This is a genomic window from Pseudomonas sp. RA_5y_Pfl1_P24, assembly GCF_963970945.1.
GTDB lineage: Bacteria > Pseudomonadota > Gammaproteobacteria > Pseudomonadales > Pseudomonadaceae > Aquipseudomonas > Aquipseudomonas tritici.
In genome coordinates, this window is sequence record NZ_CAXAOJ010000016.1 from 60,882 (window position 1) to 75,694 (window position 14,813).

The 14,813-nt window shown below is 48.3% G+C and carries 7 protein-coding genes and 1 pseudogene; 3 read left to right on the plus strand and 5 right to left on the minus strand.

What is annotated here, in order from left to right; genetic code table 11:
- Window positions 1–641 precede the first annotated feature (641 nt).
- Together AACY30_RS23500 and AACY30_RS23505 are read left to right on the plus strand one after the other, a co-directional pair.
- A complete protein-coding gene (locus tag AACY30_RS23500; protein WP_339541199.1) occupies window positions 642–3,047 on the plus strand; it encodes a sensor histidine kinase in 2,406 nt (801 codons plus the stop codon).
- Between the two features lie 2 nt (window positions 3,048–3,049).
- Complete coding sequence (locus tag AACY30_RS23505) at window positions 3,050–4,903, plus strand: hypothetical protein (protein ID WP_339541200.1); 1,854 nt, start codon at window positions 3,050–3,052, stop codon at window positions 4,901–4,903.
- Window positions 4,904–5,048: 145 nt separating this feature from the next.
- Here the strand turns inward: AACY30_RS23505 and AACY30_RS23510 are convergent, their stop codons facing one another.
- From AACY30_RS23510 to AACY30_RS23525, 4 genes are all read right to left on the minus strand, one after another.
- The gene (locus tag AACY30_RS23510; protein WP_122706982.1) at window positions 5,049–5,888 is read right to left on the minus strand and encodes a phosphoadenosine phosphosulfate reductase domain-containing protein; all 840 of its coding nucleotides are present in this window, start codon (window positions 5,886–5,888) and stop codon (window positions 5,049–5,051) included.
- A complete protein-coding gene (locus tag AACY30_RS23515) occupies window positions 5,881–9,192 on the minus strand; it encodes an ATP-binding protein (RefSeq protein WP_206361711.1) in 3,312 nt (1,103 codons plus the stop codon). The genes AACY30_RS23510 and AACY30_RS23515 overlap by 8 nt, the downstream gene beginning before the upstream one ends.
- Window positions 9,182–10,108 (minus strand): DUF4007 family protein, encoded by a 927-nt coding sequence (locus AACY30_RS23520; protein WP_122706980.1) that lies wholly within the window; start codon window positions 10,106–10,108, stop codon window positions 9,182–9,184. The genes AACY30_RS23515 and AACY30_RS23520 overlap by 11 nt, the downstream gene beginning before the upstream one ends.
- A gap of 238 nt (window positions 10,109–10,346) precedes the next feature.
- Window positions 10,347–10,637: a helix-turn-helix domain-containing protein gene (locus tag AACY30_RS23525; protein WP_122706978.1), complete on the minus strand. Its 291-nt coding sequence runs from the start codon at window positions 10,635–10,637 to the stop codon at window positions 10,347–10,349.
- A 1,179-nt stretch (window positions 10,638–11,816) separates the two neighbouring features.
- On the opposite strand from AACY30_RS23525, the pseudogene AACY30_RS23530 reads away from it, so the two are divergent.
- Window positions 11,817–12,261: pseudogene (locus AACY30_RS23530) on the plus strand (transposase); the annotation flags it as partial.
- 306 nt (window positions 12,262–12,567) lie between these two features.
- On the opposite strand, the gene AACY30_RS23535 reads toward AACY30_RS23530, so the two are convergent.
- Entirely contained in the window at window positions 12,568–14,685 is a 2,118-nt protein-coding gene (locus AACY30_RS23535) for a hypothetical protein (RefSeq protein ID WP_339541201.1), read from the minus strand.
- Between the last annotated feature and the right edge of the window lie 128 nt (window positions 14,686–14,813).

Here is a 14,813-nt window from a genome sequence, read left to right on the forward strand (position 1 = left end):
GATAAAACTTTACACCAAGTATCTGAGCCGTAACCCCTAAAACGGTAGTTCACATAAGGTTGACTCTTTAGACGCTGAAAATCCATATCGCCCTTATGCGCAAAGCTCTGTAGGACCTCAGCTAATCATTTACTCTCAAAAACGTAAAGAACGTAACCTGTAGCCTTGTCCTTAAAGGGGTGATCTCAGCAGTGCCTACAACGGTGTAAAGGTCCTGCTTTACGAAGCTACGATTACTGCTATTGCAGGTAAGCAACAAAGCTTCGAGTGCGTACACAGCAACTGGGGGTAACGGAAAGGGATAAGTCACGGTTGATTGTTCTTCAAGATCTATGTCGAGGTTCAGACGATGGTCAAATGTCAGCTGCCACGATCAGCCGTCAAGACACCCAGACTCAGTGCCCTGACAAACGCGATTAAGCTCGAGGAAAAGCTTTCTAACCCAGAAGGATCGAGCATCGAATACGAAGGATTGAGACTATAGCCAGCACTATGGCATCATCTGTCGATGCTACCCCTGGAGAGGCCTTCGCATTGAGTCTATAGTGAATGCACGGATCTATGACTAACGACTCGAAAATCAGTACAATTTTTCTGACTGAATTCACGCCTGTAAACATCTATTCAAGGAATTGAATCAAGTGGCAATTTTTTCGGTAGCTGCTAGGACATTAGTACACCTTGGTGCAGAACTGATCACCTCTGACGAAGTAGCTATCAATGAGCTAATTAAAAATGCTTTTGATGCTGAGTCGCCTAGAGTAAAAATTGACATTCACATACCTATATCTCATACAACGATCGATGAGAGCATAAGGAAAATAGATCAAAGTCAAGACATCATCGCATTAAAAAAAGAAATTGAAATTATAAAAAAAAATATCAGTGATGAGATTACAGGCTCTAGCAACGACTCCAGAGTTCAAGAACTATTAGCCAAGCTAGATTCAAACCCCTCAAAAGAGGACGTGAAAAGTATACTTGAATCGCTCAATTATATTTCAATTGAAGATACAGGGTGCGGAATGGATGCAGAAACACTGGAGTCTGTATTCTTAGCGATTGGCACGCCATCCAAACTGACAACCAACGACACCAAAGATCTGAGCCGAAAAATCCTCGGGAATAAAGGGATCGGGCGTCTAGCAATGATGCGCCTTGGTGATAACGCAAACGTGACGTCTTGGACTAACGACAGTCAAGCACACGAGATACAGTTTGACTGGAGATTATTTGACGATCCAACCAAAGAAATAAATGATATCACGCTCGACATCAGACCAACTAAACCTCCTCGCCAAACGCCAGCGGGAACTGTAATTACTATTTCCGCTTTGAAAAGCCATTGGACGGACGAAAAAGTCAGAAACAAGTTGGTAGGCGATTTTTTGCGCCGACTGCAAAACCCCTTCATCAAAATCGAAGAAGAAAGTGTAAATAACGATGAAGTGCAAGAGGGTGAAACGAAAAAAAAGAAAAAAACTTTAGGATTCCCCATCGACGTCCATATTAATGGGGGGGCACGCATACCCATCGAAGGAATGAAAAAGGTTCTAACGGACTTAGTTCAAGCCGATATGGAGCTTGAATTTGATCCAAATGGTTTAGAGGACTGTAGCGCAGGCATATTACGAACTAACCTTATTGATTACCAACGTGGAAATGAGCCTGAAGTAACAATAAGAACCGAGCAAGAGCTTACACATGCTCTGACTACATCAATAGATGCGCTAAAGAAAATCGGGCCTATCCGCGCGACCATTCGATGGTTCAATCGTGATCGCCTTCGCCAACAAGCGACGTTACATGGTAATTGGAAAGCCGCGAAAGCAGAGCTCGATATATGGAGCGGCGGAATTGCAATTTATCGCGATGGCTTTCGTGTGGGATTTTCAGGACAGTCTACAGGCGAGGATTGGCTGGGATTGGATAGCTCAGCTTTAAAACGCGGGGGATTTGCCGTCAACCGTATTCAAACGGTAGGCGCTTTGGAGATTTCAAGAGCGTTGAATCCTGGCTTGGTAGATCGTTCAAACCGTGAAGGTTTGATTGAATCACCTGAGGCGAACCTTGTCCGAGAAATGCTGACGAAATTCGCAATCGACGAGCTGCGGCGGTACATTGGGCACGAAGGCCAAGAGGAGAAAAAAGCAAAACTTGATGACATCGTTGAAAGTGCGCCAGCGACGATAAGAGCAAGAGTCCTTCAAGCCGAGCAAGGCTTGACTGACATTCGCTCAAAAGTCTCGGCAGAAGTGCAGGGTTCGGTTCAGTCCATTGCTAACCACCTCCACTTCATAAAAAATGAAGTCACGCGCTTTGAAGAAGCGAGCAAACTAGCTGGGGAGCGTAGAGAGGACATACTCGAGTTGGCCGGCGTTGGCACAGTTATGTCAGGCGTTTTACATGAACTAACTCGAACGACTGGCCATACACGACAATTGATGCAGAAACTTTCTAAAGACGAATCTCCACAGACCAAAGCGCTTCTTAGTAAACTGGACGCTGAAATCAAAGCTATCAACACTCGACTACGTCAACTAGACCCGCTTACGCCGTCTGGCAGACACCGAAAAGAGTTATTTGATCTTGCAGCGCTGCTAAATACCATAGTTGAGGGTTATGCAGCACGATTTGAACGCCACGAAGTAAATTGCAAACTATTCATTTCTAATGAGTCAGAACTTCGACCAGTCAAAGTTAACATGGTCCGTGGCTTTGTGAGTCTGGCAATTGAAAACCTTATTACAAACTCCATCTACTGGGTACAACAAGGAGCGAAGCCTGGCAGGACTGAACGATGCATTTCAATAGAACTTGATCCTGAGTCACGAACCTTAACTCTAAGGGATAACGGTCCTGGCATTTCACCAGCAGATAAAAACAGAGTTTTCACGGCTGGCTTTTCGCTTCGACCTCGCGGCCAAGGGCTCGGTCTTTTCATCGCAGCGGAGGTTGCGACTTATCATGAAGCAAAGCTTGTATTGGACTCAGCGGACGATGATGGTCGTTTTCGAGGCTTTGTACTTGAGCTACCCAAGGAATAGGTATGGATCTCAAAAAATCGCTGTTTGACGCAAAAATAATTAAAATTGCAATTATCGATGACGACTTGTCCGAAAACATTTGTACCGCAGACCTTCAAACCATTGACGGCGACGTCGCTGCGTTGCTTGGAGACCCGCACGATCCTGATTACGAAGCCTATATCGCGATTCTAACAAGTCATGGATTTAACATAGATACAATCCACGACCTTGCCACGCCGCTTTCCCACAAGTACATACGCGATGAAGCTCCTGCAAGACTAAAGGATGCTGTTAGTAAAATTCTTGACGCCCGCCATGACAGTGCAGCACCTGTAAGGCGCGTGCAACGCCTACTATTAAGCGCAGGTGTGCCTGAGGAAAATATTGAATACTACTCATCGCCATCAATACCTGAAGACAAATTTTACGACCTGATAATTGTTGACTACTATTTAGTCAACAACTCCAACCAGCAAACGCTCCCCTTTATAGACTCAGTTATTACAGCACATAAAGACTGCGAAAACCCACTTCAAGTAATATTAATGTCTACCCATGTAGCCCAACTGCGAGCAGAATTTCGCGAAATACGTCCTATTCTTAAAGCGTCTAGCTCTAGAATGCGGATCATGGGCAAGCCAATGAGTGATGATGATTTAATCCATTGGAAGACTGCATTATATCAGCTGGCATCCGATAGGCCCTTCATCTCAGCAGTGGAAAATTTTGTAAGTGAAACCTCCAAGGGGTTAGAACTTGCTGCCCTTGACCAAGCAAAAAAGCTGTGGGAGCTAGATCTGCAAGCAATGGACATACTTCACGAAACAGCAACTTTGGATAACGATGACTTTTGTCGTTATGTCGAAGAATGCCTGAGTCGGCACTTACTCACCGCACTTGAATCGTATACAGGCATTCGTAACTCACTTCGCGCGCTTGGCGACTCATTAATCGCGCACCGCGCCACCAAAGTCATTGCACCTGTAGCCGAAATCGGCGATTCACGAGCAGCTATTCGAGGATTAATGAGAAGTATGGAGTGGCGCGGAGGGGCAGGCCTGGATCATTTAACGTACCCCGCCCAATCCACCCCCCTTGAAAAATCAAGATGGCTGACGAACAATCTTCGCTTCGGTATGGTACTTCGTTCAAACGACGGTAGGGAGTGGCTAAATCTCACTCAAGCATGCGATCTCGCTCAGGCTAAGGATGATTCGTTCGACAAGGTATCGTTACTCCTTGTTAGCGGAGTTCGCTCGCGACCGCTAAATCAAGAAAAAAACCAAGCCATGGTCTATCTTAGCTCTACAGCGACCGATACGGAGACCGAAACTCTGGGGTGGAACCTGCGGAATATCCGAACACCATCGATACAGGAGTTTGCAATAGATTTTGTAAACGGCTGGACTTCAGTAGGTGAGCTTCGTCTTGACCAGGCTCAAAGTATCGCGGCTATATATAGTTCGAGAGCTTCGAGGGTTGGACTTCAACGCACTTTAAGTACTTGGCACTTACAAGGCACCGCTTTACTTGCTGGAACACTATCAGAAACTGATCCTGCGACGACACTGACAGGAACTTCCTTGTCGGGGCACGCCATGAACCGAGGCAACCTGGATGAGCTTCATATTGACCAAGAAAGCCTAAGTTCTATAATCGCAGCTTTCCCCGAATCTATTAACGATGAGCTTCTCAGCGTCTACATGGGTGTACAGCTCAAGGCTGGCAACAAGCTCACTAGTGAAAACTTGCTAATTTATTGTAAGGAAAAGCCTGCCACCATGGGCGACCTGAAAATTTCGATCAACCATGAAAAATGGCTAACCCACGCGACAAACAGAGCGAAAATTATATTGGCTGTTTGGCACGCTTAAGGTTACAAAAAATTGAGGGGCTATATTTATCAATAGTAAGTCGAAAATATTATGCCCCTCTGTCAGTAATTTGGCTTAACTAGCCAACGGTGAAGTAACACAGACGCTGTTACAGAATCACAGTTGGATAGTGGCTGCCCCTAGATCACTTATGGCAGATGGCACACGCCCCATCTGCCTCGTCGACTCCATACACGTCGTCGATATCTAAGTTTTCTTCCCATGGACGGAGCGGATTACGCGGTCTACGTGATTTACTTCTCAAGCGACGAGCCTCATATTCCTTTCTAATCGCTCCCACGCGCTCAGGTTTTTCCAGCTCGGTCAGCGGCTCTCCCTTAGTCCACGTGAAAGGAGACCCTTGATCCAAAGCCGTCTTTTCAAGTGCTTTCGCCTCTTCAAATGCGTCAGGATGCCTCTCTCGCAGCCGAACCCATTCGATTTTCTGTTGAAAAAAACAGAATGTGCATCCACTTCTGCTGCGCCACTCATAATACCTTGGAAGTCCCACGCCAGATGACTCGAGGATCTCAAGGACTCCCGCCTTGTCTATACCATCAACTCGAAACGGCAGCACAACCTTGAGATTGTCGCTCTTGGAGGAGTAACCCTCGCGATAGTCTTCATCCGATCGGATTGCGACGTATGAAAATACCTTCTCACCCTTGGCCAGCATTGGACGGACCCACTCTTCAAATGGTGCCAGTTTCAACTGCCGAGTACACCAACGTGTCTGTGGAGAGGGTAGAAAGTTATTGTACTCTTTGAGCCAGAATTCAAAGTCACGTCTAGGATTGAGCCGCAGTATAGGTTGACCCAAAAAGCCCTCCAAACGTCCAAGAAACTCCTGAACTTCAGGAAGCTCCTCGCCTGTATCTGTGAAGAAGTATTCAATATCAAGTTCGGGCAGTGTTTGACGGACATAGAGTGCGAGAGCGGCGCTATCACGCCCACCAGATAGCCCCAATAGATGCCGTTCACGCATGTTCGAGCTCCTCTTCGTTCACGAGTACAGTGCCCGCCTGAGCAAGCGCTGCGAGCAACAAGTCCCCCTCCAACCCCAAAGCTTTGAGGAGCTCGACAACCTTGTCAGCTGCGCCGCGAACAGCCTGCCGATCTCTACCAGCGACCTCAAAGTCCTTAGCTACTACCGATGAAGAGCCGCCGGCGCCTATGACAATCGCAAAAGACTCACGCCCAGGCTGCCTCCCCTTTACGGAAACTAGAGCTTCGGCCTTACGGAATGCGAGCGATAGCTCAGCAACAGCCACGAGAGCGGCATCGACATCAAGATCAGTCCAGTCCCTAGGTGGCTTATTTACCGCTAGGCTTAAAATACCTTCGATGGATGTTGTAGAACCATCACGCTTGCGCAGCCTTGCTGCAAACCCTTCTAAACGAAGATCTCCGGTTACCTTAGCAATATACTCGGCACGCTCCCTTAGCTCTGGATCATCACCCGTTTTACCGTCAACAGCATCGGCAAGACGAGTATCAACTTTCCTCAACATTTCGGGATATGCAACCAGCATCTCTTTTAAGGGAGCCTCGAGCCGATCGCAAATATCTGTAGGGGTAGCGGATAATGCTTCGGGCAAATCTATGAAAAGCAACCTATGAGGATCAGATGCCTTCAGTAGTATGTCCCGAACAGCTCGAGCTTCTGGTGAAATGCGTTGGGTGCGTCTAGCCCACATAGGAAGCGAAAAGGCTAACGCGACAAGAGCCCTGGCTACTTCAAGCGGTGTATCGCCTGCGGCGCCAAAACCGCAGCTTTCTAACATCACTGACAGCGACCCAAGGGCGACCTTTCTATCAACATCTTCGTCAACCCAACGTAGCGAAAAGCGGCCAGCATCCTGCAACATTTCATCTACATCTACATCCGTAAGCCTTGGTTCAAACACACCATCACGATAGACCGCCACCTTATCAGCATGGGCCAGCATGAAAGCTACAGTTAAGACCGGCATCAATCCGTTTTTCACACCATAAGGAGGCGCACCCCAAAGAGCGTAAAGTTCCTTGATCGATACGGTACCCGCGATCCGACTGGAGATCATCTTTAACGCCGCAATCCAAAGCGGGTGAAGGCCTCTCTCATCGGACTTCTTGGGTGGACAGAAGCGCCAACTACCATCTGTGTCTCGACGATGTAACCCGGTGGACGATAGGAGTGTCTCGTACAATCCTCGTTCAGCAGGGAAGCCCTCAATCCCGAGACTTTCCTCGAAGCTATTACCGACCATCCTGTGAAGCAAGTCGCGACGAGCTTTTACGCTATTGGCGGATAATGCATCTCGGTTGACGAGTTCGCTCCATACCTTAGGTGCCTTCCCGAATATCTCAGCTGCCACTTTTGAAGCCATTGAAGAGAGGGTGTCGGAGCTTTTTTGTGTCCCTTTCAATCTCCAATCTGCGCTGCTTATTGCATCCCTTAGAGCCTCCTCAAGCGCACCCTTGACCGATGACAGTCGAGCACTGACTTCGCGTCGTGCGACAGAGTCGCCCTCCAACTCAGGGCGGCCTTCAAAAACAGTCCGAAGAGATAGCAGCTCAGAACCAAGATCGGCAATCAACTCATGATTGGGAGGTATACCAAAAAATATAGGGCACTTAAGATCAATCGGTAACTCAGACAACACCTTGGCCGCGTCCTCAGTAGTCGCGTGGCGCTCAGGTAAAACTAAAGCTAGACGACCAAACTCCCCCCCCATAGGCTGATAAGTTTTTGCGAGACGCTCCGCTTCTTGGACGGTGTGCATAGAAACACCGAGCCATCGGAACGTTCCCGTTTGGTTGTAGTGACGCTTAGCGATAACCGGATGTAGGTTCGTTACCGCAGTTAACATTTTCATATCAACGGATACAAATGTCGCCCTTGCTTTGGAAACCGCCTCATCAATATCAAAGTCGCTTCCCTCGAAAATAGTCCAGGCACCCACATGCTTTCTATAGAGTGCAACACGCCAAGTAGAAAGCTGTTCAAGCATCGCAGCAACTTCGAGGGAAGAATGCTGAGGCAGCACTGTTCGAAGTACGTTATCGTCTGCAGCAAGACCCGAAACGCTACGGAACATGTCAATAAGTGCTAAAGACTTAGCCAAAGCCACTTCAGCGTCCGCTCCTCCTTTGGATGCGGTTCTTTCTACCGCCTCCACAGCCTGAGCCCAACGGTGCCCGTCAGGAGATGCCAAAATAGCCTGTTCCAGATTCGCTCTCAGGTAGTCCCACAATTTTTCAGGGCCATAAGCTACCTGCCCATCCCATTGAGCAAGAAACTCTTGAAAGCCAAAAGGTTCAAGAGAGGTCAAAAAACCGAATACACTGCGCTCGTTTTGCCCAAACTGGCGGCGCGAGGCGGGCCCTAGCAGCGCTGCTGTCACCGGATGAAGGGGCCAACAATGATCTAAGAGCTCCCCCATACCCGAGCCAACAGCTGGCCGACGCCCGGAGATAGCCAAACCAACGGCGTTACTTGATTCTAAGGTGCTTGGGTGAGGTGTCTCGCACTCGATAGCCCTACCGATAAGCTCAACGACCTCATCGCCGGTCGCCACAAACGAAACATCAGAGAAACGCCCTTGGACTTTTGCCCACTCTTCTCGAGCCTCGATACCCAGACGAGATGCATATTGGCGAAATGCCTGATGAAGGACGCCGACTACAACTAATTTGCCTTGGCAACGAGCAGCAGTCTCGGCCAAATCCTGGAAGAAATGGACGTCGTCGCCGCCGTTGGCGGAGGCTTCGAGGAACTTTCCCATTTCATCGACAATCAACAGAACGCCTGAACGCCCTTTACGTGCTGCCTCGACAGCCAAGTCCGTAACAAGTCGCTCAGGTGCTACGTTACTCTCATCTCTCCCAAGAGCCTTTTCAAAAGCTTTTGCGATCTCACTTGTCACGCTACCGCGCTTTCCCACCACTGGTATGACTAGCCATCCGGCATCAGCTACTTCAAATACCTCTTGGAAATGCGGGATCTCCCCCACGATAGCGGCGACTTCTTGTCGAGTTTTCTTGTCATTAGACACAGCTGCCGCAAGTACTAGAGCGAGCGACGACTTACCTCCGCCATACGGGCCCGTCCATGTAAAAGCGCGTTGATTGGAACCTGCGATCTGCCTTGTCATCACGGAAAGTGCTTCCCGCGCGGTCTCGGTTAGGAGGTAACCTTCTAAGGCATCGGCTCGTCCAAGATCTGCGTCGATCCGTACAGAGCGTCGATAGTGTCTTGTGATTTTCACTAGAGATTGATCAGGAGCAGTCATCAGCTCATTGGTCATAAGATTTTCTCAAAAGCTTGGACATCAGCAACTCATGATCGAAATCGCCACGGTGAATTTGGCGGAGTCCTGAGGTGTCGGACCATCGGAGTTTCCCTTCCGTAAGGTCGGCAAGGGCAAACAAGCGCTCAGCAACCGAGTCTTCGTCGAGTTTGAATACCCGTCCTGGAGAACCTTGCGCGTACGCAGCAGCCTCAATAGTCAAAGAAGACTCGGCTCTACGATTATTTGACCAATAGTCGAGAAGCGCCCATGCAAAGAAAGCATCCGGCAACGTTGATTTAGGACCTCGACGGAACGAGAAAACCCCCTTGCGCTCCTCTTGCAACAGGCCTAGCTCTGCAAGCATGGGCTCAGCGGCCTCCTCAACCGAGGCCGAGGCACCTCTTGGGGCATAGCCGCGTAAACATGTATCCAAATCCCTACTCAATGTAGCTTGGGAAAGCTTCTTTCCCTTAGCCACTGAGAGCGCATATTTTGTGAGGATGGGGAGGGCTTCATCTCTGCTGAACGACTGCGCCGAAAACACGTTAAATAACCAATACCACGTCGTTGCTCGGGTCCCGCGACCTGCAAGGCACCAATGTGCATGCCACGCAGTGACCGGACTCTCAGAATAAGGATCGAAACCACCCTCTCCAAAAATTGCCTTTCCAACAGGGGTGAGGAGAAAATGGCGACGAGAATCATCCTCAGCAATTACATCGCACGCGAGGGCCCAATGCTTAATGGAAGCGACCATATTTCTACCGACGCCAAAATCAGCGATAGCCTTCTCGTCGGAGAACGTACTTTTAGGCAGGTGGCCATCAGCGTCAGCTTTGTCCACAGCCTTTTTTAGCCACATTTGACGGAGCGGGAAGGTTTCATGCCCGGAGAAATGGGCATCTGTTTTGCCAATCAACATAGAGGTCATTGATCCTTTTTCCACGCTTGTGACCCTCTCCAGTTTAAAAAATGCTCGCTGGTGGACTCATCCAGTCGTCCCGGGTCGAATGAGGCGCATTGTAGCTCTGAGAGGTCCCGATGTCTGCCAAGGAGTGAATGGCCCGCGTCCCGTTGCGATAATTCGGCCTCAGGACGAGTATCTATAGCGGTCAACGAATCCCGGACTCCAGAAAGTAGAGAAGCCCATATGGCAGGAAAAGCCGAAACTATTTAGATCCTGACGCCGGCGAGCCAACCTCCGCGCGTACACGTGCCAATAAAGAGTCGAGACCGTCCTCATCGCTTTTTATCTGATAAGCAGCCGCTAGCAGGCTCAAAGGATGGACCTCCATAACCGAAGCTAGGCCCTCAAGCTTTTCCAATGTAGGGCATTTGAGACCACGCTCAAGGGTGCTCAGATATGTCCGGCTGCTGATGTTTGAAAAGTCTTCTTGGGTCAGCCCCTTGGCCGTTCTCAGTTGCTTAAGTGCCTGACCAAACGCTTGCTTCAGCTCCATTTCGCGCCCTACGCAAAATAGATGATCAAGCCCTGTAGACCACTATAGGGCTACAATCTATAGTGGTCGTTTTGAGGGTCCGTGATATGTATGTGACACGGCATGAAGCGTACGTTGATCTTTCCGGATTGGGTGCGGATGGCTTACATTGGAGCTACGTAGAGCACAGTCTGCATGAGCCATGGTTCTACATCGCGCTGATCCGTCGTAGCGACGGAGAAGCATACCGGACGATGCTCCAAACAATGGATCCATTTGTCTTGGCTACGGCGATATGCAACTCATCACGCGACTTTTCTGTAACCGATGTGATGCTAGTCACGCCGCCCTACATAAATGGCACTGAGTCCTGGCTTATGGAAAAACTTTTAGAATTTTCGCAATGCCATAATGAAAAACATGGAAGCCTTGACTTATACCTAGTTCCAGGAAAATGCTATCACACGCCAAAATTCGCGGCAGACCTAAAGAATCTGAAACTGGAAAAATGCATATATTATAACGCCCGCAACACGTAAGAAATTTCTGCCTAAACGACTGGCCGAAAGTAAGTTTATATGACCTTGCATGAAGGGGGCGGCACGTGAGTATCGAAATACCTTCCAAGATGCCGTTGGACACTCTGGCCGTGAACGAAAGTTCAAGACCGGCCCGACTAGAATCACCGGGATCTTCTCCAGAACACCTTCGTGCGGGCTCACTTCTTACAGAGAGCGAAGTAAAATCGTTACGAGAAGAAATGATAAGGGATGGCGCACAAATGAAGAAATGGTTAGCCGCCCTGCAATGTGATCGCTAAACAGGTTAAAAAACCCAACTCATTGGGCTAGTAGTATTGGGCTGCCCCCCCTTACTAGCCTGACAGACGGTTGAATCGCCAAGTGCGGCTTCACTTTGAACGCCATTCTGTTTTCACATCAATCTAGATTTACATAAGCTCCGATAAAAGCAAATGCATACCTCGCCAACATGAACATGGCGAAGTCGCCCCTCCAGTGTGCGCCGATGTCGAAATGTGGACCATACCTAGCTCATTCTTGGGCGATATCGATCATGGATGACCTACCCATAGCTCAAATCCATAGCTAAAAACCGACTTGAGGTGCCACTCGAGCGACTCGATTAAGGTACTCCCTTGAGTAGGAGCCCCGCCTACCCTTCGCGTTATTGGCGCCGGAAAAAGAAAGGGGGCCTGAAGAACCGTCCGATCACGCGCTCGGCCGCGGCCGCGGAGGGCTGCCGACCAGGATCCTCATGCTCTGCGATACCCAACCGCTGGTGGATGAAGCTACGCTTCAAACCCGAGGGGGCGTCCCCGCAAACGCTGCCGATTGCTGCTGGCCGACAAAGCCTATGACGCCGAAGCCTGCGTCGTTACTGCGACTGTTATCGGATGCAGCCGGTGATTCCGCTGCGCAGCATGAAGCGCAACCCCAGCCCGGGCTTGCCGACATTGTTTGATCGCCCCAAGTACCGGCAACGCAAAATCATCGAGCGCATGTTTGGATGGCTGAAAGAGAACCGCCGCATCGTGACGCGCGTTGACAAGCTTGCGAAAAGTTATGCGGCGATGGTCTCATTGGCATGTGCTATGCAGTGCTTGAGAAAACTGTTTTCGTACAGAGCCAAGCATAACCGACCATTGTTTAGCGAATCGAGCGTCGCCTTAAGTCAGACTTACCTCTTCCATCAAGCGCGCCAGTCCAAAGCAGCGCAAGCTGCAACCATCTCGCGGGGCCGTGTGAGCCCGAGCCAGGTTTGCAGCACGTTTACCCTGACTGCCAGCTTGTCCGGATCGTGAAACGTGAGACCTGAATGTCCGCTCCGCGTCCAGACTCTCGACCCACTTCAGCCGGTCAATACCGGAAGGATTCGACTAGAAGTAGTCAGTAATGCCCAAACGAACGAGACCGGGCCGGATTTTCGACAACTAACTATCGAACGGAACGTCCGGAACATCAAAATACATTAATTTCGTCATAGATGAACTGCCGGCATCCGTTCGTACCTCTAAGACCTGAAGTCTATCCAACTGTGTTCTGGCTATTCCACCATCGTTCAGATAAAAAACAAGATCTTGTGCAGTGAAGACTGGCGTCTTCCAAAAAGAAATTGGCTCCAACCCCTCTCTTTCAATCTTGCCGCGCAAGATAACATTGATAAATTCGTGGGCCTGCCTGCTAGGATGCTCACCCTGCTTATACCCTGTAAAAAGTCGATTCGCAGTTATCACCGCAGTATGGACCTCAGTCACTAAAACATCCCACTCTAACGACTTTACCAGCCTTTCCTTATTACCCGGCTTTTCTAACCAATTCTTCCGAATAGTCAGTTGCTTTTCGGCGGTTTTCAAATGCTCAAATGTATTGCTTAGTTCGTGAGCCGAGCAAGGCAAGTATGAATTCTTACACTCAAAAATAAACAAACAACCATCCCTCCAGCAAATTATGTCTGTTTCTCGCCTGCCGTCTATATTATATATATATCCTGTTTCCACTTTAAAACCTGCACTCATTAGAGCGCTCGCAACGGCATTCTGCATCGGGTCATTTTGGGAGTCGACCTGCTTTTGCCTGAGACCATTGGCAATAGCTATATTTCTCGCCAAGTTTGAAGAGCCGATTAACGCCGGCGCCAGAACATACCAGTCACCGGATTTTATAAACGGCCTGTATTGTACATCAATAAACTTATGCGTTGAGTCAAGACTGAGAAGCTCAATCGCCTCTTCCGCCTTTTCTTCTCCAATAAGCATGGAAAGCTGTTGCAGCAACATATCAGCCTTCATCATTGGCAGTGTCGATCTGACTTTTAAAATACGATCCTTCTTTGGATCTCCTGCGGACTTAAAGTACTCACCAAACATCGCACTCACAAAACGAAAGTATCTCTGGATATATATAGCATCACCAGCACTAAGATTTCGCCCTATTAGAATATCTCGCGGATCATTTTCGGCAGCCTGGTAATTATCTATACTGAGCCCTACAAGCGATACCATTTCATCTGGGAACAAAAAATCTCCGGTCAGTATGGGAAATACAAAATTCGGAACACCTACGACGACTCTCTTTACCGGCTGAGTCACTAACACTACGAACTCACTAAGAGCATCGTTAAATTCCTGACCAACAAATTCCTCAATAGAAGTATAAGAAGGAGAAGGAGAAGCTTCAAGCCGCTTCTGCACCCCCCGAGCCCTTATATAAACCTGTTTGGTGGTTTGAATATAACCCAGCTGAACGGTTTTATCGAAATCTTCATTTTCAGAAAATACACGAAAGGAACCTTCTTCTACCGAAATTATATATGGCATTGATTGGATCTTAGACTCTGCCTCCCTTATTTCGTTAAGCACCGCGGCATCCATTAGTATTTCGCCGTAGGAATTATCTAAATTACTAGCCATTGATTCGTCGACGTGCTGCCAGTCCAACGGAGAAATTTTCAGCTTTTCCCTCATTATACTGAATATATAAGAGTACGCTCCGGCCATATCTTCCTGACTCCACCTGCGAAGATCATTCGAAGGCATCTCTGGATTACCTGACCACGGTATTGAAAAGAGATGATTGACGTAAGCCAGCAAGGTTTTCAAAACAAACTTTCTTTTCACGACTAACCTTGCAACAAGCCTTCTATAGATCTTTTCCGCGTCGCGACTAATGAGAACTAAATTATTGAGAGATAGCAGATAATTTTTGCGTTGCTGCTGAAGTTTTGAAAGTTCCGGATCTAAGATTAAAATTGCCTCAATTGCCTTTCTAATCCCCCCAGCCCGAAACTGGTATTTAGTCAGACTAAAAGTTCCGTTTCGCCTAATACGCGCGACTGCCCCATCTGGATCTACAATCATCATAGCAATTACCAATGCCACTACTGCGCAATGGTTGTTTTTTCTAATATGGCTTTCAAGCAGCTCAACTCCCTCTTTTAGATCATCTTTGACTCGTAATATGCTAGAGATCGCTCCCGCCTCGACGTAAATCTTAGAGATGCTCCCCAGCTTCTCTAGCTTTATCGCAGTATCGAAAATATCCAAACCCATGAAAGGCACTTCCTTATTTGCTGACTAAGAATGAGTGATGCACCATAAAAAATACAACACTTTATACACAAACGCTATCAAACTGAAAAGAAGCTCTGTAAATACTATATTGAAAAACTTGCAACACC